The organism is Streptomyces sp. NPDC019531 (assembly GCF_044903305.1).
Classification (GTDB): domain Bacteria; phylum Actinomycetota; class Actinomycetes; order Streptomycetales; family Streptomycetaceae; genus Streptomyces.
Genome location: NZ_JBJDQL010000015.1, coordinates 141,166 through 160,800, shown reverse-complemented (window position 1 = coordinate 160,800; position 19,635 = coordinate 141,166). Strand labels below are relative to the sequence as shown.

Genomic DNA, 19,635 nt, shown 5'->3' with positions numbered 1-19,635 from the left:
GTCACATCGTTCCGCCCGGGTTTCCGGCCCGCGACGGTGCCGCACCGCAGGTAAACAAGTGTCAACAGTGCGTAAGACCTCGGTGAACCCGCGGCGCTCGATGTGCACGATCCCTCGCGCCGCGAGTAATGTCCTCACCTGCACAGACTCATACAGTTTCCCTCGCCGTTCACTTGACACCGGAGGGCCCGTTGTCCCGCTTCACGCTCGTCAAGGCAGTGCTCGGACCGATCATGCGCCTGATGTTCCGCCCACAGGTGGAGGGCGTGGAGCACATTCCGGGCGACGGTCCGGTCATCCTGGCCGGCAACCACCTGACCTTCATCGACTCGTTGATCCTTCCGCTGGTGTGCGACCGGCAGGTGTTCTTCATCGGCAAGGACGAGTACGTCACCGGGCAGACCCTCAAGGGCAAGCTGATGGCCTGGTTCTTCACCGGAGTCGGCATGATCCCGGTGGACCGTGACGGCGGTCGGGGTGGCGTGGCCGCGCTGATGACCGGGCGGCGGGTCCTTGAGGAGGGGAAGGTCTTCGGGATCTACCCCGAGGGGACGCGGTCGCCCGACGGACGGCTGTACCGGGGGCGTACGGGTATCGCCCGGCTGACGCTGATGACGGGGGCGCCTGTCGTCCCCTTCGCGGTGATCGGCACGGACAAGTTGCAGCCGGGCGGGGCGGGGATGCCCCGGCCGGGGCGGGTCACGGTTCGGTTCGGTGAGGCGATGGAGTTCTCTCGGTACGACGGGATGGGCCGGGATCGGTATGTGCTGCGGGCGGTGACGGACTCGGTGATGGCCGAGGTCATGCGGTTGTCCGGGCAGGAGTACGTGGACATGTACGCGACCAAGGCGAAGGCTGCCTGAGGGTTCGTTGTCGGGTGCGGGTGCGCGGGGCTTCTCGCGCCCGCGCGGCGGAGCCGCATATCAATACAGCCCCGCGCCCCTAAATGCCCTTGTCCAACCGTTGGTTCTTCAGCATGAACCAGGCTGCCGCTGCCGTTGCGAGCAGGACCGCTGCTCCTGCTCCCGCGGCGATGGTGAGGCCGTCGACGAAGGCCTCTCGCGCTGACGACAGCAGGTCCTGAGCTGTGTTCGACGGCATCCCGGACGCCGCCGCCACCGCACCGCCCAACGACTCGTGTGCGCCTTCCGGGGTTCCCGCCGGGGCCGCGAAGCCGCGGTACACGCCTGTCACGATCGAGCCCAGTACCGCGATGCCCAGGGCCGCGCCCAGCTCGTACGCCGTTTCGGAGACCGCCGATGCCGCGCCTGCCTGTTCCTTCGGGACGCTCGACAGGATCACGTCGGCCGTCACCGTGAACGAGAAGCCTGCACCTATGCCCACGCCCAAGAGGGCAGTCCCCAGCATCGGGTAGCCCGTGGACTGGTCGAGCAGGGTCAGTGAGGCCAGGGCCAGACCGATGGCAGCCAGGCCGCCGGAGACCACCGCGCGCACCGAGTAGCGGCGCGCCACCGTACCCGCGACCAACCCCGCCGCCACCGCGCCCACCGCCGCCGGGACTTCGGCCAGGCCCGCCTCCAGCGGGCCCCTGCCCTGGACCAGTTGCAGGTACTGGGAGAGGAAGAAGACCAGGCCCGAGAGGCCGAGGATGGTCAGCAGGTCGGCCAGGACGGCGCCGCTGAAGCCGCGGTTGCGGAAGAGGCGCATGTCCAGGAGGGGGGCCGGGAGGGCGAGTTGGCGGCGGACGAAGCCGTACAGGGCCGCTCCGCCCAGGAGGCCCGCGGTGAACGTCTCCCACGTGAGGCCGTGGGTCGCGGCCTCCTTGACGGCGTAGACGACGGCGATCACGCCGACCAGGGACAGCGCGACGCTGACCATGTCCCACGGGCCCGGGTTCGGGTTGCGTGACTCCGGCAGCAGCCTGATGCCGACGAGGACCAGGACCGCCATCACCGGCAGGTTGATCAGGAAGACCGAGCCCCACCAGAAGTGTTCGAGGAGGAAACCGCCGACGATGGGGCCGATGGCCGTGCCGGCGGAGGCGGTCGCGCCCCAGATGCCGACGGCGAGGCTGCGTTCGCGCGGGTCGTGGAAGAGGTTGCGGATCAGGGCCAGGGTGGCGGGCATGAGGGTCGCACCGGCGACGCCGAGCAGCGCCCGCGCCAGGATCATCAACTCCGGTGTCGTGGCATAGGCGTTGAGGATCGACATCGCGCCGAACGCCGTCGCGCCGATCAGCAGGATCCGCTTGCGGCCGATGCGGTCGCCGAGGCTGCCCATCGACACCAGCAGGCCCGCGATGACGAACGAGTAGACGTCACCGATCCACAGGAGCTGGGTGCCGGTCGGCCTCAGGTCCTCGCTGATGTACGGGGTCGCGAGGCCGAGGACGGTTGCGTCGACGGCCACCAGCAGCACGGCGAGCACCAGGACGGACAGCGCGAGCCAACGGCCCTGGCGCTTCACCGCCTCGGTCGTGGTCGCCGGCTGCAGGGTGCTGGTCATGATTCCTCTCTCGGTTGTTCGGAATGACGCAGTGCGCCGCCGAGCAACAGCTCGACGGTCATGTGGTGGAAGTCCTTGGGGGCGCCCTTGCCGCTCTGCACCATCCAGGCGGCGGAGGCAAGCAGGCCGAACAGGGCCTCGGTGAGCCAGGCGGGCGTCAGGTCGATGCGGAACTCGCCGTTCTGCTGGCCGCGCCGGAACAGTGCGGAGATGCGGGCGTCGATCCGGGCCCAGCCGTCGTTCTGCTCCTCACCCTCGAACAGCTGGTTCTCCGTGTAGAGGAAGGCGAGGAGGCCGGCCGCGGGCTCGATCTCGCGCACCAGACGCCGTACCGCTTCGCTCGCCGGCGCCTCGTCCAGGCGGGCGGCGTCGAGCGCGGCCTCGCACTCCGCGATACCGAGCAACTCCAGCGCCCGGACGAGCGCGTCCCGTCCCGAGAAGTGGCGGTGCAGCGTGGCCCTGCTGATCCCCGCGGCCTTGGCGACCTCGTCCATGGTCGAGGTGGATTTGCGGGTCAGGAGGGCCGCGGCACTGCGCAGCACGTGATCACGATCGACAGCCATGAGACAAGAGTACCTCGTGTGAGACATTCACGTCTCACACGAGGTACAGGCGTCTCACCTACCCTCGTCGGCCGGGCTTTCGTCAGTGCCAGGGCAGCTGCCCCCGCCGCTCCCAGTAGACCTGCGGGTCCTCCACCAGCTCCGCGAGCCGGGCCAGCTGTTCGTCGTCCAGGTCGACCACGGCGGCGTGGAGGTTGGAGGCAAGCTGATTGGTCGTGGCGGCTCCGGACAGGACCACTCCGGCCCAGGGCTGCCTGAGGACGAGCGCGAGGGCCACCGAGTCACAGCCAAGAGACGTTTCTTCGGCTACGGCCTTCAGGGCGTCCGGGGCGTACGCCTCGGCGAGCCTGCCGTTGGCCATCCCCTCCTTGACGATCACTGTGAGGCCCGCGTCGTGGGCCTCGGCGAGGGCGGGGGCGGCCGAGGTCTCCAGGGCGTTGTACGTCGACTGGACGGTACGGAAGAGGGGCTCGCCGTCGACGGTCACTTCCAGCGCGGCGCGGATGGCGTCGGCCTGGGCCGGGCCGCTGGTGGAGAAGCCGATGGTGGTGCCCTGGGCGGCCGACTCCGCGAGCCTCGCGTGGAGTTCCTTGTCGGTGAGGGCCGGGCTGTCCGGGGTCACCGAGTGGATCTGGTAGAGGTCCAGGCGGTCGCCGAGCAGCTCGGCGGTCTCGGCGCGCTGACGGTCGTACGTCTGGACGCTGTGGTCCTTGACCTCGTGCTTCTCGGCGTCGATGGTCCAGTCGGCGGTGTAGGTGTAACCCCATTTACTGCCGATGACCACGTCGTCGATACCGGGGTTCTTGTGGAGCCAGTCTGCGAGGAACTCCTCGGAGCGGCCGTAGGAGCGGGCCACGTCGAAGTAGCGGACGCCCTGGAAGTAGGCGGCGTCGAGGAGTTCGTGGGTGCGGGTGCGGAGCGCTTCTACGCTGCGGTTCTCTCCGAGGTCCTCGTCTCGGCCCAGGTTGATGTAGCCGGGGCGGGCGATTGCGGCGAGGCCCAGTCCGATGTGGCAGGTGGGGGTGGTGGCTGTGGCAAGGCGGGCGAAGGGCATACCGACAACGTAACTCGGGATGCCCTTCGCCTCAGGGGATGAGTTGTGCGGTGCGCTGGCGGGTGCCGCGGCGTCGTGGCTTGTCGCGCCCGCGCGGCGGAGCCGCAGATCGATGCAGCCCCGCGCCTCTTAACGGCGTTCTGCCCACTCGTGTTGAGCCGCCAGGTCCGTCTTCACTTCCGCCAGCTGGATCGCCACCGCGCTCGGGGCCGTGCCGCCCCTGCCGTTCCTGGAGGCCAGGGCGCCCGGGACGTTCAGGACGGTGCGGACCTCCGGGGTCAGGTGGGCGCTGATCTTGGCGAACTGGTCGTCCGTCAGGTCGTTCAGTTCCTTGCCCTCGGCCTCTGCCGCCTTGACGCACTCGCCGGCCACCTCGTGGGCGACACGGAAGGGGACGCCCTGCTTGACCAGCCACTCGGCGATGTCGGTGGCGAGCGAGAAGCCGGCCGGGGCCAGTTCCTCCATCCGCTCGCGGTTGACCGTGAGGGTCGCCATCATGCCGGTGAAGGCGGGGAGCAGGACCTCAAGCTGGTCGCAGGAGTCGAAGACCGGCTCCTTGTCCTCCTGGAGATCGCGGTTGTAGGCGAGGGGAAGGGCCTTGAGCGTGGCCATCAGGCCCGTCAGGTTGCCGATCATGCGGCCGCTCTTGCCGCGGGCCAGCTCCGCGATGTCCGGGTTCTTCTTCTGCGGCATGATCGACGAGCCGGTGGAGAACGCGTCGTGCAGGGTCACGAAGGAGAACTCCTTCGTGTTCCAGATGATGATCTCCTCGGCGATCCGGGAGAGGTTCACGCCGATCATCGCAGTGATGAAGGCGAACTCCGCCACGAAGTCACGGGACGCCGTGCCGTCGATCGAGTTGCCCACGCTGCCGTGCTCGAAGCCGAGGTCCTTCGCCACCGCCTCCGGGTCGAGGCCCAGGGAGGAGCCCGCCAGGGCACCCGAGCCGTACGGCGACACCGCCGTGCGCTCGTCCCACTGGCGCAGTCGCTCCGCGTCCCGGGACAGGGACTGGACGTGCGCCAGGACGTGGTGCGCGAACAGGACCGGCTGGGCGTGCTGGAGGTGGGTGCGGCCGGGCATCGCGACGTCCGGGTGGGCCTCCGCCAGGCCGACCAGGGCGTCCTGGAGTTCGGCGATCAGGCCGCCGATGATCCGGGCGTGGTCCCGCAGATACATGCGGAAGAGGGTCGCGATCTGGTCGTTGCGGGAGCGGCCTGCGCGCAGTTTGCCGCCGAGGTCGGGGCCGACGCGCTCCAGCAGACCCCGCTCCAGGGCGGTGTGGCAGTCCTCGTCGGCGATCGTGCCCACGAAGGAGCCGTCGGCCACGTCGGCCTCCAGCTGGTCGAGTCCGGCGATCATGCGCTGGAGCTCGTCCTCGCTCAGCAGGCCCGCCTTGTGCAGCACGCGCGCGTGAGCGCGCGAACCGGCGATGTCGTACGGCGCGAGCCGCCAGTCGAAGTGGACGGACGCGGACAGCTTCGCCAGGGCCTCGGCGGGGCCGTCGGCGAACCGGCCGCCCCAGAGCCGGACGTCACCGCTGTTGCTGCTCACTTGCGTTGCTCCTCACCGCTGCACTCAACCTTATGCATGATTATGCAGAGTCCTGCATGATTCGTCAATCCGAGCCCGGGTCGGTGAAGAATTTGCGGTCCTTTGAACACCGGAAACCGCTTGCTCGTATTCCTCGCCGAACGCAGGCGCCGCGTTTGTAGACGCAGACCACTTCCCGACCCCGAGTGAGGCATCCGCATGTCCAGGGCTCTTCCGAAGTACAACAAGCGCCGCGTGGCGATCATCGGCGGCGCCGCCGCCGTGGCACTGACCGGGGCCATCGTCGCCGGTACCGCCCTCGCCGGGGAGACCTCCAAGAGCAGCACCTCCACCGCCCGCACGCTGGCCGACCCCGGCAGTATCACCTGCCCGGACGTGGCCTCCCAGCTGCCGGAGATCCCGGCCACCGCGCAGGCCGAGGTCGACCGCAACCTGGCCCTGCTCCAGACCCAGATCGACGAGGCCAACCAGCGGCTGATCGACACCGTCGGCCAGGGCGGGGCCAACTTCGTCCAGAACGCCATCCTCGGCCCGCTGGAGGACAAGCGGATCGCGACGGTCAACCGCATCGCCACGGCGATCGGCCGTACGGCCGACAAGCCGCAGGGCCTGGACGCGCTGGCCCCCTGCACCCTCAACGCCGGCGGCGCGGCCGACACGGGCGAGGAAGCGGGCGCCGGCGAGGAGGCCGGAGCCGGTGAGGAGGCGACTGCCACCCCGAGCGAGACCGCCTCGGAGGCGGCCGGCGCCGAGGACACCGGCAATGCCGGAGACACGGGCGACACCGGTGACGCGGCCGCGGAGGGCGCGATCTCCTGCCCCGACGTGGCCTCGCAGCTGCCCGCGATCCCCGCCACCGCGCAGGCCGAGGTGGACCGCAACCTGGCGCTGCTCGACACGCAGATCGCCGAGGCGAACAAGCGGCTCGTCGACACGGTCGGCCAGGGCGGACCGAACTTCGTCCAGAACGCGATCCTCGGCCCGCTGGCCGACAAGCGGAAGTCGACCATCGACCGCATCGCCATCTCCATCGGCCGCACCGCGGAGAAGCCGCAGGGCCTGGACTCCCTGGCCACCTGCACAGTCACCCAGTGACGTGACAGGTGCTGTGGCCGCCCCGTGTGAGCGCCGGCCGGGGCGGCCATGGGCGTCCGCCTGAGTCTCCGCTCAAGTGGACGCCCGAATTCCTTAGACAGGCGAAAGGCCCGCACTCATAATCGTTGGACATGGGAAAGACCTATGAGCGCATAGACGGCCGGCTCCGCACGTTCATCGAGGCGCAGCCCCTCTTCTTCACCGCGTCCGCCCCCCTGTCGGGCGACGGCACGGTCAACCTCTCCCCCAAGGGGCTGCGCGGTTCCTTCGCGATCCTCGACGAACTCACCCTGGCCTACCTCGACTTCGCCGGCTCCAACGCCGAGACCGTGGCGCATCTGCGGGAGAACGGCCGGATCACGCTCATGTAGTGCGCGTTCCAGGGGCCGCCCAACATCGTCCGGGTGCACGGGCGCGGTGAGCCGGTCTTCCGGGACGACCCGCGTTTCAAGGAGCTGCTCTCCCACTTCCCGGACATCGATCCGGCCGAGCACGGGCTGCGGGCGATCATCGTCGTGACGGCCGAACTGATCCGCGACTCCTGCGGTTACGCGGTCCCGTACATGGCGTACGAGAGCGACCGCGAGCTGCACGCCAAGCGGTTCGCGCGCGAGGACGACACTTCGCTCAGCGCGTACTTCACCAAGAAGGAGCACATCGCCACGAGCCTGGACGGACTGCCCGGGCTGCCGCTGCCGCTGCCGCCGTCCACGGTCTGAGCCATCCGGCGGGACGGTACGGGCGTACGGCGATCACGCGCTGCTGAACCGGACGGTGAAGACCGTCGATCCCGGTCTGCTCTCCATCGCCATGTTGCCCCCGTGCGCCTCCACCACCGCCGCGACGATCGACAGGCCCAGGCCCGCTCCTCCGGTCTCCGCCTTGGTGCGGCGGTCGGCGCGGGTGAAGCGTTCGAAGACGCCTGGCTGGATGTCCTCGGGGATGCCGGGGCCGTCGTCGTGGACCTTCAGTGTGGCTCCCTCGCCCTCGGCCTCCAGGGTCACCGTCACCTTGGTGCCGACAGGGGTGTGCAGGCATGCGTTGGACAGGAGGTTGGCCAGGACCTGGTGGAGGCGGTGTGCGTCGCCCCGCACCGTCACGGGATTCTCGGGGAGGTCCATGGACCAGCGGTGGTCGGGGCTCACCGCCCTCGCGTCCGTCACCGCGTCCAGGACCAGGTGGGTGAGGTCGACGGGCCGGGACTCCAGCGGACGGCCCGCGTCCAGGCGGGCCAGGAGGAGCAGGTCGTCGACCATCGCGCCCATGCGGGTCGACTCGGCGGCGATGCGTTCCAGGGCTCGGGTGATCTCGGGCGGGACCGGGCCGGGGTGCAGCAGAGCGAGTTCGGCGTGGCCGCGTACCGAGGCGACCGGGGTGCGCAGTTCGTGACTGGCGTCGGCGGCGAAGCTGCGCAGCCGTTCCTCGCTGGCGTGGCGTTTGGTGAGGGCGTCCTCGACATGACCGAGCATGCGGTTGAAGGCGCCGGCGACCCGGCCCACCTCACTGCGCGGGTCGGACTCGGGGGCGCGGGGCGGCAGGGCCACCTCTCCGCTGGCCAGCGGGAGTTCGCTGACCCGCGTGGCGGTGGCGGCGACCCGGCTGAGCGGGCGCAGGGACCAGCGCACCCAGAGGGCGCCCGCGACCCCGGCGGCCGTGAGGGCGGCCGCGAGGACGATCCCGGCAACCAGTTCGAGGCGGTGAACGGCGGCTTCGACGGGCTCCAGGGGCAGGCCGGTGATCAGGACGTCGCCGTCCAGGCCCTCGGAGGCGATCACGCGGTAGTCGTCCAGGGCGGAGAGGTCGACGCTGTGGCCCCGGCCGTCGGCGGGGATCGCGGCGAGCCGTTTCCGGTCGGCGGCGGTGAGGTCGACGTTCAGGGTGCCGGTGGAGCGGACGACCGCGGCGTTGGTGACGGTGCCGTCGACCAGCCGGGCGCCGAAGGTGCCGGTGGCCTGGCGGCGGGTGTCGCCGTGCTCGTCGCCGTCGTGATCGTTCTTCGCCGCCGGCTCCCCCTTGTGTTCCAGGCTGACCGCGAACCTGTTCCCGGCCTCGGCCAGCTGCTCGTCGAGCCGGCTGGTGAGGAAGCCGTTCAGCTCCACCACGGCGGCCACCCCCACGGCGGCGCAGCTCACCGCCAGCAGCACCACCAGGCCGAGGGTGAGCCGGGCCCGCAGTGTGCGCGGCCGCGGGATCCTCATGACGTCACCGGTTTGATCACGTACCCGGCCCCGCGCACGGTGTGGATCATCGGCTCGCGACCCGCGTCCACCTTCTTGCGCAGATACGAGATGTACAGCTCCACGACATGGGCGCGGCCGCCGAAGTCGTAGGACCACACCCGGTCGAGGATCTGCGTCTTGCTGAGCACCCGGCGCGGGTTGCGCATCAGGAAGCGCAGCAGCTCGAACTCGGTCGGGGACAGCTCGATCAGCTCGCCGCCGCGGGTGACCTCGCGGGCCTCCTCGTCCATGACCAGGTCGCCGACGGTCAGCCGGGGGCCCTCGTCGAGCTGCCGGGCCATGCCCGCGCGGCGCAGCAGTCCACGCAGCCGGGCCACGACCTCCTCCAGGCTGAACGGCTTGGTGACGTAGTCGTCGCCGCCCGCGGTGATGCCCTTGATGCGGTCCTCGACGGCGTCCCGGGCGGTCAGGAAGAGCACGCAGACGTCCGCCTTCACGGTGTGCAGGGCGCGCAGGACCGCGAAGCCGTCGGTGTCCGGGAGCATCACGTCCAGGACCACGGCATCGGGCAGCAGCTCCCTGGCCGCGGCCAGCGCCGAGGCACCGTCGCCGGCCGTGCGGATCTGCCAGCCCTCGTAGCGCAGGGCGCCGGAGAGGACCTCGGCGAGATCCGGGTCGTCGTCGACGACGAGGACGCGCAACGGGGTGCCGTCGGGGCGGGTGAGGGCGGGGCGGCCGGAGCGGGCGGTGTTCATGTCCCCTCCAGGATCACCCCTGGCCGGGGCTGCGAGGGCCTCGGAAAGCTCTGAGTTTCCTCTGAGTCCACTCTGCGGGACGCCGGTTCAGAGCGGGCTGAGAGCTTCGGCCCGCACAGTTGCGTCCCTGACGGCAGAGAGGACGTACTCATGACCACCCTGTACGAGCGGCAGGCACCGCCCGTGCCGCTCGCGACCCGGCGCTCCCCGGCAGGGCCGCTGCTCGCCCTGCTGTGGGGCGGGGCCGCGGCCGTGATCGCGCTGTGGTGGGCGGACACCGGTTCCGTGGTCGGTACGGCGGGGTGGCTGACCGGGGCCGGACGGATCGCCGGGCTGCTGTGCGGGTACTCCTGCGCGGTGCTGGTGGGTCTGATGGCGCGGGTCCCGCTGCTGGAGGAGCGGGTCGGCTCGGACCGGGTGGCCCGGTGGCACGCGATGGCCGGCCGCTACACGGTCTGTCTGCTGCTCGCGCACATCGGACTGATCCTCTCCGGATACGCGGCCCAGGACAGTGCCTCGCTGTGGCACGAGACGGTGACCGTGGTCCTGGACTATCCGGAGATGCTCAAGGCGACCGCAGGCACGGTGATCCTCCTCGCGGTCGGGATCACCTCGGCGCGTGCGGTGCGCCGCCGGACCGGCCACGAGTTCTGGTACTACGTCCATCTCCTCACGTACGCGGCCGTGTTCCTCGCCTTCGGCCACCAACTGGCCCTGGGCAACGACCTCAGCGGGAACGCCGTGGCCACGGCCGCCTGGTACGCGCTGTACCTGGGCGTGGCCGCCCTGGTGCTGTGGTTCCGGGTCCTCGCCCCGGTGCGGCTGAACCTGCGGCACAAGCTGCGGGTGGAGTCGGTGCACCAGGAGGCGCGGGGCGTGTGGTCCGTCGTCGTCGGCGGGCGGGACCTGGACCAACTCGGCGTGCGGTCCGGGCAGTTCTTCCGCTGGCGGTTCCTCGCCGAGGGACTGCGGTGGACCTCGACGCCGTACTCCCTGTCGGCGCCGCCCCGATCCGACCGTATGCGGATCACGGTCAAGGCGCTCGGCGACCACAGTACGGCCGTGGCGTTGCTGCGGCCCGGCACGCGCGTGTGGGCGGAGGGGCCGTACGGCTCGCTGACCGGGGACCGGCAGACCTCGTCGAAGGCGCTGCTGATCGCGGGCGGGGTCGGTGTCACCCCGCTGCGGGCACTGTTCGAGACGCTGCCGGGCGAGGTCACCCTCCTGTACCGGGCCCGCACGGTGGAAGACCTGGCGCTGGGCGGGGAGTTGGAGTCCGTCGCCCGGTGGCGCGGGGCGAGGGTGCACTACGTGCTCAACGGGCCCGACGGACAGCGGCCACGCATCACCGCCGACTCGCTGCGCGCGACCGTCCCCGACCTGGCCGGGCACGACGTCTACCTCTGCGGACCGCACGGCTTCGCCCAGGAGCTGTACGAGGAGCTGCGCGCCGCGGGAGTTCCGGATCGCCGTATCCACCACGAATCCTTCGAGCTGTGAGGCCTCACACGTGCACGCGTTGAAGAAGAACCGCCCGCTGCGCCGGATCGTGCTGGCGAGTGCCGCGACCGTCTCCGGGATGGTGCTGTTGCTGTCGCTGAAGCCGCACACGTCCCCGGCGGCCGCGCTGGCGCTGCCCGCGCCCTCCGGCGGTGCGAGCGCGTCGAGCGGCACCGGGTCTGCCACCACCGGTACGAAGACCGTCACCGGCGACACGATCCAGACCCGCTGGGGGCCGGTCCAGGTCCGCATCACCATCAAGAACAGCAGACTCACCGAGGTCACGGCGGTCACCTACCCGACGGACAACCCCCGGGATCAGGAGATCAACAGCTATGCGATCCCCCGGCTGCGCACCGAGGCCCTGGAAGCGCAGAGCGCGGACATCGACACGGTCTCGGGGGCCACCTACACGAGCGACGGTTACCGCCAGTCACTCCAGTCAGCGCTGGACTCCGCGGGCAGCTGAACACACCGGCGTCACGGCACGTATCTGAGGACCAAGGGACCCACGCCCACCCCCCTTGCCCCCGTCCCCGGAGGAAACGTGACCACCACGCTCGCAGGCGGCCGCGCCGCCCGCCGCCAGACGATGCGCCGCATCCGCCCGCGCCGTTCCCCGGCGACCGTCCTGCTGCTCGCCGTATGGGCGGGGGCAGTTGGTGTGCTGTGGCTGTGGTGGCACAACACGCCGTCCGTGGCCGACGACAACAGCAAGATCCTCAACGCCGGTCGCATCACCGGTCTGCTGGCCGGGTATCTCATGGCGCTCGTGGTGCTGCAGATGGCCCGGGTGCCCGCGCTGGAGCGCCGGGTAGGCTCCGACCGGGTCGCCCGCTGGCACGCGATGAGCGGCCGCTACACGCTCTGTCTGGTCGTCGCCCACGTCTTCCTGATCATGTGGGGCTACGCCCTCCAGGCCGGCAAGGGCCTCGGCGACATCGTCCAGCAGACGATGGACTCCATCAACCAGCTGCCGGACATGGGCAAGGCGGCCATCGGCACCGGTCTGCTGTTCTTGATCGGGCTGATCTCGATCGGCGGGGTGCGCCGCCTGATTCCGTACGACACCTGGTACCACGTGCACCTGCTGACGTACGCGGCGGTCTTTCTGACCTTCTGGCACCAGCTGACCACCGGCAACGACTTCGCGGTCGAGCCGGTCGCCAAGACCGTCTGGTACGGGCTGTACGGCACGGTCACCGCGCTGGTCGTCTGGTACCGGATCCTCACGCCGATCCGGCTCAACCTGCGTCACCGCATGTATGTCGAGGCCGTCGTCGAGGAGACCCCCGGCGTGGTGTCGGTGCTGATCGGCGGGCGCAAGCTGCACCGGATGGGCGCGGAGGCGGGCCAGTTCTTCCGCTGGCGGTTCCTCGCGCCGGGGATGCGGTTCAGTTCGCACCCGTACTCGCTGTCGGCGGCGCCCCGGCCGGGCATGCTGCGGATCACGGTGAAGGCGATCGGCGACCACAGCGAGCGGCTGCGGGAGCTGGTGCCCGGTACCAAGGTGTGGGCCGAAGGACCCTACGGCGCGATGACCGCCCAGCGCCGCAGCCGCGGCAAGGTGCTGCTGGTGGCCGGCGGTGTCGGTATCACGCCGATGCGGGCCCTGTTCGAGACGCTGCCGGGCGCGGCCGGTGACATCACCCTGCTGTACCGGGCCAACACCACCCAGGATCTGGCCCTGTGGGACGAGCTCGCCGCCATCGCGGAGGAGCGCGGCGCCCGGCTGATGTACGCGGTGAACAGCCCGGACGGGGAGCGCCCGGACATCTCCGCGGAGTCCCTGCAGCGCAAACTCCCCGACATCGACAAGCACGACGTGTTCATGTGCGGGCCGAACGGCTTCGCGCAGTCCGTGTTCGAAGCACTGCGCGGCGCGGGTGTGCCCGCCCGCCGCATCCATCACGAGTCGTTCGAGATGTGAGCGACGGGAATCCAGGAGCTGTTGAAGCGATGAGGAAGTCTCACCCCGTCCGTCGAGTCGTGCTCGCGACCGCCGCCACCGTCTCCGGTGTCGTGCTGATGCTGTCGCTGAAGCCATCCTCGGACCCGGCGTCCGCCCAGGCGGGCGGCACGCTCCCACAACAGACGGCGGCGGCCCAGGAGTCGGCCCAGGGCGGTGCCGGGGCGGCCGCCGGCGGCACCGTCACCGGGGACGTGGTCCAGACCCAGTACGGTCCGGTCCAGGTCCGGATCACCGTCAGCGGCAACAAGATCACCAAGTCCGAGGCGGTCCAGGCGCCCAAGGGCGGCGAGAGCGACGCGAAGACCGCCCTGTCCGTTCCGAAGCTCAACCAGGCCGTGGTCACCAAGCAGAGCCCGCAGATCGACACGGTGTCCGGGGCGACCTACACCAGCGAGGGCTACAAGAAGTCGCTCCAGTCGGCGATCGACAAGGCGAACGCCGCCTCCCAGGCGCAGCCGTCGGCCCAGCCGTCCCAGACGGCGGGCGGCAGCGCCGAGGCGGCCGCCAAGACGGTCACCGGCGCGGTCTCCCAGACCCAGTACGGCCCGGTCCAGGTCCGTATCACGGTCAGCGGCGGCAAGGTCACCAACGCCGAGGCGGTGCAGGCGCCGAAGGGCGGGACCAGCGACCAGAAGACGGCGCTGTCCATCCCGAAGCTCAACCAGGAGGCCGTGGCGGCCGGCAGCGCGGACATCGACTCGGTCTCCGGGGCCACCTACACCAGCGAGGGCTACAAGAAGTCGCTCCAGTCGGCGCTGGACCAGGCCGGTGGCTGACACGGTGGCAGAGCCGGCACAAGCTCCCGCCGCGGTACGTCACGCGGAGGAGGTCATGGGGACGGTCTTCTCCTTCGACGTCCGTGGCGGGGAACCCCTTGCCGTACAGACGGCACTGCGGGAGGCGGTGGCAGGACTGCACCGCGTGAACGAGGTGTTCAGCACCTACCGCGACGACAGCCAGGTCTCCCGCCTGGCCCGCGGTGAGCTGACGATCGACGACTGCGACCCCGAGGTGGCCGAGATCCTCGAACTCGGCGCCGAGGCCGAGCGGTTGAGCGACGGTTGGTTCAGCACGCGCTACGAGGGCCGCCTCGACCCGACGGGCATCGTCAAGGGCTGGGCGACGGAACGCGCGGCCCGCCGGGTCGCCGAGTCGGGCGCGACAGGCGTCAGCGTCAACGGCGGCGGAGACGTACAGCTGCTGGGCGTACCGGGCCCCGAACGCCCGTGGCGGGTAGGGGTATCGGACCCTCTCCGCCCGGGCGGCCTGGCGGCGGTGGTCTCGGCGGCGGGCGCGGCGGAGCTGGCGGTGGCCACGTCGGGCACGGCCGAGCGGGGCGCCCACATAGTCGACCCCAGAACGGGCCGCTCAGCGGTCACGGATCTGGTTGCGGTGACGGTAGTGGCCCCGACCCTGACCTGGGCGGACTGCTGGGCGACGGCAGCCTTCGCGATGGGCTCGCGTGAGGGCCTGGCATGGCTGGAGAGCCTGCCGGACGTGGAGGCACTACTGATCACAGCGGGCGACGAGGTCAGGTGTACAGGGGGCCTCGCAGCTCGACTCGGGTGAGTGTTCTGCTTTTAGGGGCGCGGGGAACTGCGCGACCAGCCCCCACGCACCCGCACCCAACAGACAACCGCTAGTGCCCGTTCTGAGCCAACCGCAACAGATGCTCGGCCAGCGCCTGTCCCCCCGTGGGGTTCCGGCTGATCAGCATCAACGTGTCATCACCGGCAATGGTCCCCAAGATGTCATGCAGCTCGGCCTGATCAATCGCCGACGCCAAGAACTGCGCAGCCCCCGGAGGAGTCCGCAGCACCACGAGATTCGCCGAAGCCTCCGCGGAGATCAGCAGCTCCTGCGACAGCCGCCGCATCCGCTCCTCCTTCGCCGACTCCCCCAGCGGCGCCCGGGGGGTCCGGAAACCCCCCTCGCTCGGCACCGCGTAGATCAGGTCGCCGTCGGTGTTGCGGATCTTCACCGCGTTCAGCTCGTCGAGGTCCCGGGAGAGCGTCGCCTGGGTGACGCTCAGCCCGTCGTCGGACAGCAGCTTGGCCAACTGGCTCTGCGACCGCACCGGTTGCCGGTTGAGGATGTCCACGATCCGGCGGTGGCGCGCGGTACGCGTCTGCGGCACGGCGGGCCCTGCGGCCCCGTTCTGCTCGTGATCCTGCGCATGACTCATCGTCGTCGTCTCATTTTCCGGATCATCCGACCCCGTTGGCCCCGTCCAGGATGCCGGGCAGCGCCTGAAGAAGCGCGTCCACTTCGTCGTCGCCGAGGTTCAGCGGCGGCATCAGCCGTACGACATCGGGGGCGGGCGCGTTCACCAGGAAACCGGCGTCCTGAGCCGCCTGCTGCACCTTCGGCGCGAGTGGCTCGGTGAGCACGATACCCAGGAGCAGCCCCGCGCCCCGGACATGGGAGATCAAGGGGTGACGTGAACTGCCGTCGGCGCCCTCGATTCCGTCCCGGAGCTTCTCGCTCTGCCGCTTGACGTTCTCCAGCAACCCGTCGTTCGCGATGGTGTCGAGAACGGCGAGACCGGCGGCACAGGCGACCGGGTTCCCGCCGAAGGTCGTCCCGTGCTGCCCCGGCTGGAGCAGCTCCGCGGCCCGCCCGAAGGCGACGGTCGCGCCGAGCGGCAGTCCGCCGCCGAGCTGCTTGGCGAGCGTGACCACGTCCGGCAGGACGCCCTCGTGGGCCTGGTACTCGAACCAGTGCCCGGTACGGCCGATGCCGGTCTGCACCTCGTCGAGGACCAGCAGCGCGCCCTTGGCCGCCGTGATCGCCCGGGCCGCCTTGAGGTAGCCGGCGGGCGGGACCACGACCCCGTTCTCGCCCTGGATCGGCTCGATGACGACCAGCGCGGTCTCCTCGGTGACCGCGGCGTCCAGCGCCTGCGCGTCGCCGTACGGCACATGCGTGACCTCGGCGGGCAGCGGCAGGAAGGGAGTCTGCTTGGCGGGCTGGCCGGTGAGCGCGAGGGCGCCCATGGTCCGGCCGTGGAAGCCGCCCTGGGTGGCGACCATGTGGGTGCGCCCGGTCAGCCGGCCGATCTTGAAGGCCGCCTCGATCGACTCAGCGCCGGAGTTGCAGAAGAAGACCTTGCCGTCCCGGCCGAAGAGCTGGAGCAGCCGTTCGGCGAGGGCGACGGTCGGCTCGGCCATGAAGAAGTTGGAGATGTGGCCGAGGGACGCGATCTGCCTGCTGACGGCCTCCACGATCGCCGGGTGGGCGTGGCCGAGCGCGTTGGTGGCGATACCGCCGACGAAGTCGAGGTACTGCTTGCCCTCGGTGTCCCAGACCTTGAGGCCCTCACCGCGGACGAGGGGCAGCCGCGGGGTGCCGTAGTTGTTCATGAGCGAGCCCTGCCACCGCTCGGTCAGTTCCTCGTTGCTCATCACGCCCCCTGTCCGTCCGGCACGACCATCGTGCCGATCCCCTCGTCGGTGAAGATCTCCAGCAGGATCGAGTGCTGGACCCGCCCGTCGATGACCCTGGCCGTGGTCACGCCGTTGCGCACGGCGTGCAGACAGCCCTCCATCTTCGGGACCATGCCGGAGCTCAACTCCGGCAGCAGCTTCTCCAGTTGGGCAGCCGTGAGACGGCTGATCACCTCGTCGCTGTTGGGCCAGTCCTCATAGAGACCCTCGACGTCCGTGAGGACCATGAGAGTCTCCGCTCCAAGAGCAGCAGCGAGTGCCGCAGCCGCCGTATCAGCATTGACGTTGTAGACATGTCCGTCGTCCTGGCTACGGGCGATCGACGAGACGACCGGGATACGGCCGTCGGCGAGGAGTGCCTCGATCGCGCCCGTGTCGATCGCGGTGATCTCGCCCACCCGCCCGATGTCGACCAACTCGCCGTCGATCTCGGGCTGGTGCTTGATGGCGGTGATGGTGTGCGCGTCCTCGCCGGTCAACCCGACGGCGAGCGGCCCGTGTTGGTTGAGCAGCCCGACCAGTTCGCGCTGGACCTGTCCGGCGAGCACCATCCGTACGACGTCCATGGCGTCCTCGGTGGTGACGCGCAGGCCGGCCTTGAACTCGCTGACGATGCCGTGCTTGTCGAGGGCAGCGCTGATCTGCGGCCCGCCGCCGTGCACGACGACCGGCTTGAGACCGGCGTGGTGCAGGAAGACGACGTCCTGGGCGAACGCGGCCTTCAGGTCCTCGTCGATCATGGCGTTGCCGCCGAACTTGATGACGACGGTCTTGCCGTTGTGGCGGACCAGCCAGGGCAGCGCCTCGATGAGGATCTGGGCCTTGGGGAGCGCGGTGTGCTTACGAGTAGTGCTCATGACGAGTACGCGCTGTTCTCGTGGACGTAGTCGGCGGTGAGATCGTTGGTCCAGATGGTGGCGGTCTCGGCGCCGGCCGCGAGGTCGGCGACGATGTGCACCTCGCGGTAGCGCATGTCGACCTTGTCGCGGTCCTCGCCCACGCCGCCGTTCTTGCAGACCCAGACGCCGTTGATGGCGACGTTGAGCTGGTCCGGCTCGAAGGCGGCCTTCGTCGTGCCGATCGCGGAGAGCACGCGGCCCCAGTTGGGGTCCTCGCCGTGGATCGCGCACTTGAGGAGGTTGTTGCGGGCGATGGACCGGCCCACCTCGACGGCGTCGTCCTCGGTCGCGGCGTTGATCACCTCGACCTTGATGTCCTTGCTGGCGCCCTCGGCGTCCCTGATGAGCTGCTGGCCGAGGTCGTCGCAGACCTGCCGTACGGCCTCGGCGAACTCCTCGTGTTCCGGGGTGACTTCGGAGGTGCCGGAGGCGAGCAGCAGCACGGTGTCGTTGGTGGACATGCAGCCGTCGGAGTCGACGCGGTCGAAGGTGGTCCGGGTGGCGTCCCTGAGGGCCTTGTCCAGCGTCTCGCTGTCGAGATCGGCGTCGGTGGTGAGGACGACCAGCATGGTCGCCAGACCCGGCGCGAGCATGCCCGCGCCCTTCGCCATGCCGCCGACCGTCCAGCCGTCCTTCGTCGCGACGGACGTCTTGTGGACGGTGTCGGTGGTCTTGATGGCGATGGCGGCCTTCTCGCCGCCGTGTTCGGACAGCTCGGCGGCGGCGGTCTCGACTCCCGGCAGCACCTTGTCCATCGGAAGGAGCATGCCGATGAGGCCGGTGGAGGCGACGGCGACCTCGATGGCGCCGATGCCGAGGACCTCGGCGACCTTCTCGGCGGTGGAGTGCGTGTCCTGGAAGCCCTTCGGTCCCGTACAGGCGTTGGCGCCACCGGAGTTGAGGACGACGGCCGTCAACCGGCCGTCCTTGAGGACCTGTTCCGACCACACCACCGGCGCGGCCTTCACACGGTTGGAGGTGAAGACGCCGGCGGCGGCGCGGCGGGGCCCGGTGTTGACCACGAGGGCCAGGTCCGGGTTGCCGTTCTCCTTGATTCCGGCGGCGATGCCCGCCGCCTGGAATCCCTTGGCTGCCGTGACGCTCACGGTGCGACTCCGATCGTGGAAAGACCGAGCTCCTCGGGCAGGCCGAGGGCGATGTTCATGCTCTGGACGGCACCACCCGCGGTGCCCTTGGTCAGGTTGTCGATGGCGCTGATCGCGATGATGCGGCCCGCGGCCTCGTCGAGGGCGACCTGCACCTGAACGCCGTTCGAACCGTAGACGGACGCCGTGGCGGGCCACTGGCCCTCGGGCAGCAGATGGACGAAGGGCTCGTCGGCGAGGGCCTTCTCGTAGGCGGCGCGGACGGACTCCCCCGTCACTCCCCCGACGGCCTTCGCGCTGCACGTGGCGAGGATGCCGCGGGGCATCGGCGCGAGGGTCGGCGTGAAGGAGACGGAGATGTGTTCCCCCGCCACCCCGCTGAGGTTCTGGATCATCTCGGGCGTGTGCCGGTGGCCGCCGCCGACGCCGTACGGCGACATGGACCCCATGACTTCGCTGCCCAGCAGGTTGGGCTTGGGCGCCTTGCCCGCGCCGGAGGTGCCGGAGGCGGCGACGATCACGGCCTCGTGCTCGGCGAGTCCGGCGGCGTAGGCGGGGAAGAGGGCGAGGGTGACGGCGGTCGGGTAGCAACCGGGCACCGCGATGCGCTTGGACCCTTCCAGGGCGGTGCGGGCACCCGGCAGTTCGGGAAGGCCGTAGGGCCAGGTGCCGGCGTGCGCGGAGCCGTAGAACCTCTCCCAGTCGGCCGCGTCCTTGAGCCGGAAGTCGGCGCCCATGTCGACGACGAGGACGTCCGGGCCGAGCTGCTCGGCGACGGCGGCGGACTGGCCATGGGGCAGCGCGAGGAAGACGACGTCGTGTCCGGCGAGGACGTCGGCCGTGGTCTCCTGGAGTACCCGGTCGGCGAGCGGCAGCAGGTGCGGCTGCAGCGCGCCGAGCTTCTGTCCGGCGTTGGAGTTGCCGGTCAGGGCGCCGATCTCGACCTCGGGGTGCGCCAGGAGCAGCCGCAGGACCTCACCGCCCGCGTATCCGCTCGCTCCGGCCACCGCCGCACGTACCGCCATGTCATCCTCCTCCTGGATGG

18 protein-coding genes and 1 pseudogene are annotated in these 19,635 nt (G+C 70.3%); 8 read left to right on the top strand and 11 right to left on the bottom strand.

Annotated elements, in window-relative coordinates; translation table 11 throughout:
- Positions 1-128 precede the first annotated feature (128 nt).
- Positions 129-863, top strand: a complete 735-nt coding sequence (locus ACI2L1_RS19985; protein ID WP_404740657.1) for a lysophospholipid acyltransferase family protein — start codon at positions 129-131, stop codon at positions 861-863.
- A gap of 79 nt (positions 864-942) precedes the next feature.
- On the opposite strand, the gene ACI2L1_RS19980 is transcribed toward ACI2L1_RS19985, so the two are convergent.
- The 4 genes from ACI2L1_RS19980 to argH all read right to left on the bottom strand — a co-directional run bounded on the left by ACI2L1_RS19980 (position 943) and on the right by argH (position 5,637).
- A complete protein-coding gene (locus tag ACI2L1_RS19980; RefSeq protein WP_404740656.1) occupies positions 943-2,466 on the bottom strand; it encodes an MFS transporter in 1,524 nt (507 codons plus the stop codon).
- A complete protein-coding gene (locus ACI2L1_RS19975; RefSeq protein WP_404740655.1) occupies positions 2,463-3,029 on the bottom strand; it encodes a TetR/AcrR family transcriptional regulator in 567 nt (188 codons plus the stop codon). Before ACI2L1_RS19975 ends, ACI2L1_RS19980 begins: the two co-directional genes overlap by 4 nt.
- 82 nt (positions 3,030-3,111) lie before the next feature.
- Positions 3,112-4,083, bottom strand: a complete 972-nt coding sequence (locus tag ACI2L1_RS19970; protein WP_404740654.1) for an aldo/keto reductase — start codon at positions 4,081-4,083, stop codon at positions 3,112-3,114.
- Positions 4,084-4,212: 129 nt separating this feature from the next.
- Positions 4,213-5,637, bottom strand: coding sequence for an argininosuccinate lyase (argH, locus tag ACI2L1_RS19965; protein ID WP_404740653.1), 1,425 nt, complete (start codon positions 5,635-5,637; stop codon positions 4,213-4,215).
- Between the two features lie 198 nt (positions 5,638-5,835).
- On the opposite strand from argH, the gene ACI2L1_RS19960 reads away from it, so the two are divergent.
- Together ACI2L1_RS19960 and ACI2L1_RS19955 are read left to right on the top strand one after the other, a co-directional pair.
- Positions 5,836-6,732: a hypothetical protein gene (locus tag ACI2L1_RS19960; protein WP_404740652.1), complete on the top strand. Its 897-nt coding sequence runs from the start codon at positions 5,836-5,838 to the stop codon at positions 6,730-6,732.
- Between the two features lie 131 nt (positions 6,733-6,863).
- Positions 6,864-7,451, top strand: a pseudogene (locus tag ACI2L1_RS19955) (pyridoxamine 5'-phosphate oxidase family protein).
- A 33-nt stretch (positions 7,452-7,484) separates the two neighbouring features.
- Here ACI2L1_RS19955 and ACI2L1_RS19950 read toward each other — a convergent pair.
- Together ACI2L1_RS19950 and ACI2L1_RS19945 are read right to left on the bottom strand one after the other, a co-directional pair.
- Positions 7,485-8,930: a sensor histidine kinase gene (locus ACI2L1_RS19950; protein ID WP_404740651.1), complete on the bottom strand. Its 1,446-nt coding sequence runs from the start codon at positions 8,928-8,930 to the stop codon at positions 7,485-7,487.
- Positions 8,927-9,667, bottom strand: a complete 741-nt coding sequence (locus ACI2L1_RS19945) for a response regulator transcription factor (RefSeq protein ID WP_404740650.1) — start codon at positions 9,665-9,667, stop codon at positions 8,927-8,929. Before ACI2L1_RS19945 ends, ACI2L1_RS19950 begins: the two co-directional genes overlap by 4 nt.
- A 150-nt stretch (positions 9,668-9,817) precedes the next feature.
- Here ACI2L1_RS19945 and ACI2L1_RS19940 point away from each other — a divergent pair, with 150 nt between their 5' ends.
- The 5 genes from ACI2L1_RS19940 (at position 9,818) to ACI2L1_RS19920 (ending at position 14,708) form a co-directional block, all read left to right on the top strand.
- Entirely contained in the window at positions 9,818-11,167 is a 1,350-nt protein-coding gene (locus ACI2L1_RS19940; protein ID WP_404740649.1) for a ferric reductase-like transmembrane domain-containing protein, read from the top strand.
- Positions 11,168-11,177: 10 nt separating this feature from the next.
- Entirely contained in the window at positions 11,178-11,636 is a 459-nt protein-coding gene (locus ACI2L1_RS19935) for an FMN-binding protein (RefSeq protein ID WP_404740648.1), read from the top strand.
- A gap of 78 nt (positions 11,637-11,714) precedes the next feature.
- Entirely contained in the window at positions 11,715-13,097 is a 1,383-nt protein-coding gene (locus ACI2L1_RS19930; protein ID WP_404740647.1) for a ferric reductase-like transmembrane domain-containing protein, read from the top strand.
- Between the two features lie 29 nt (positions 13,098-13,126).
- Positions 13,127-13,915: an FMN-binding protein gene (locus ACI2L1_RS19925; protein ID WP_404740646.1), complete on the top strand. Its 789-nt coding sequence runs from the start codon at positions 13,127-13,129 to the stop codon at positions 13,913-13,915.
- A 55-nt stretch (positions 13,916-13,970) separates the two neighbouring features.
- Positions 13,971-14,708, top strand: coding sequence for an FAD:protein FMN transferase (locus tag ACI2L1_RS19920; protein WP_404740645.1), 738 nt, complete (start codon positions 13,971-13,973; stop codon positions 14,706-14,708).
- Between the two features lie 70 nt (positions 14,709-14,778).
- On the opposite strand, the gene ACI2L1_RS19915 is transcribed toward ACI2L1_RS19920, so the two are convergent.
- From ACI2L1_RS19915 to argC, 5 genes are read right to left on the bottom strand one after another with little or no spacing between them, the layout of a single operon-like run.
- A complete protein-coding gene (locus ACI2L1_RS19915) occupies positions 14,779-15,324 on the bottom strand; it encodes an arginine repressor (protein ID WP_404740644.1) in 546 nt (181 codons plus the stop codon).
- Between the two features lie 22 nt (positions 15,325-15,346).
- On the bottom strand, positions 15,347-16,543 hold the full coding sequence (locus ACI2L1_RS19910) for an acetylornithine transaminase (protein WP_404740643.1): 1,197 nt from the start codon (positions 16,541-16,543) through the stop codon (positions 15,347-15,349).
- A complete protein-coding gene (argB, locus tag ACI2L1_RS19905) occupies positions 16,543-17,442 on the bottom strand; it encodes an acetylglutamate kinase (protein WP_404740642.1) in 900 nt (299 codons plus the stop codon). The genes ACI2L1_RS19910 and argB overlap by 1 nt, the downstream gene beginning before the upstream one ends.
- Positions 17,439-18,590: a bifunctional glutamate N-acetyltransferase/amino-acid acetyltransferase ArgJ gene (gene argJ, locus ACI2L1_RS19900; protein ID WP_404740641.1), complete on the bottom strand. Its 1,152-nt coding sequence runs from the start codon at positions 18,588-18,590 to the stop codon at positions 17,439-17,441. The genes argB and argJ overlap by 4 nt, the downstream gene beginning before the upstream one ends.
- Positions 18,587-19,615 (bottom strand): N-acetyl-gamma-glutamyl-phosphate reductase, encoded by a 1,029-nt coding sequence (gene argC, locus ACI2L1_RS19895; protein ID WP_404740640.1) that lies wholly within the window; start codon positions 19,613-19,615, stop codon positions 18,587-18,589. The genes argJ and argC overlap by 4 nt, the downstream gene beginning before the upstream one ends.
- Between the last annotated feature and the right edge of the window lie 20 nt (positions 19,616-19,635).

Coding starts and splice junctions, on each gene's coding strand:
- ACI2L1_RS19985 (WP_404740657.1), top strand. CDS start 129: ATGTCCTCACCTGCACAGACTCATACAGTTTCCCTCGCCGTTCACTTG.
- ACI2L1_RS19980 (WP_404740656.1), bottom strand. CDS start 2,466: ATGACCAGCACCCTGCAGCCGGCGACCACGACCGAGGCGGTGAAGCGC.
- ACI2L1_RS19975 (WP_404740655.1), bottom strand. CDS start 3,029: ATGGCTGTCGATCGTGATCACGTGCTGCGCAGTGCCGCGGCCCTCCTG.
- ACI2L1_RS19970 (WP_404740654.1), bottom strand. CDS start 4,083: ATGCCCTTCGCCCGCCTTGCCACAGCCACCACCCCCACCTGCCACATC.
- ACI2L1_RS19960 (WP_404740652.1), top strand. CDS start 5,836: ATGTCCAGGGCTCTTCCGAAGTACAACAAGCGCCGCGTGGCGATCATC.
- ACI2L1_RS19950 (WP_404740651.1), bottom strand. CDS start 8,930: ATGAGGATCCCGCGGCCGCGCACACTGCGGGCCCGGCTCACCCTCGGC.
- ACI2L1_RS19945 (WP_404740650.1), bottom strand. CDS start 9,667: ATGAACACCGCCCGCTCCGGCCGCCCCGCCCTCACCCGCCCCGACGGC.
- ACI2L1_RS19940 (WP_404740649.1), top strand. CDS start 9,818: ATGACCACCCTGTACGAGCGGCAGGCACCGCCCGTGCCGCTCGCGACC.
- ACI2L1_RS19925 (WP_404740646.1), top strand. CDS start 13,127: ATGAGGAAGTCTCACCCCGTCCGTCGAGTCGTGCTCGCGACCGCCGCC.
- ACI2L1_RS19920 (WP_404740645.1), top strand. CDS start 13,971: ATGGGGACGGTCTTCTCCTTCGACGTCCGTGGCGGGGAACCCCTTGCC.
- ACI2L1_RS19915 (WP_404740644.1), bottom strand. CDS start 15,324: ATGAGTCATGCGCAGGATCACGAGCAGAACGGGGCCGCAGGGCCCGCC.
- ACI2L1_RS19910 (WP_404740643.1), bottom strand. CDS start 16,543: ATGAGCAACGAGGAACTGACCGAGCGGTGGCAGGGCTCGCTCATGAAC.
- argB (WP_404740642.1), bottom strand. CDS start 17,442: ATGAGCACTACTCGTAAGCACACCGCGCTCCCCAAGGCCCAGATCCTC.
- argC (WP_404740640.1), bottom strand. CDS start 19,615: ATGGCGGTACGTGCGGCGGTGGCCGGAGCGAGCGGATACGCGGGCGGT.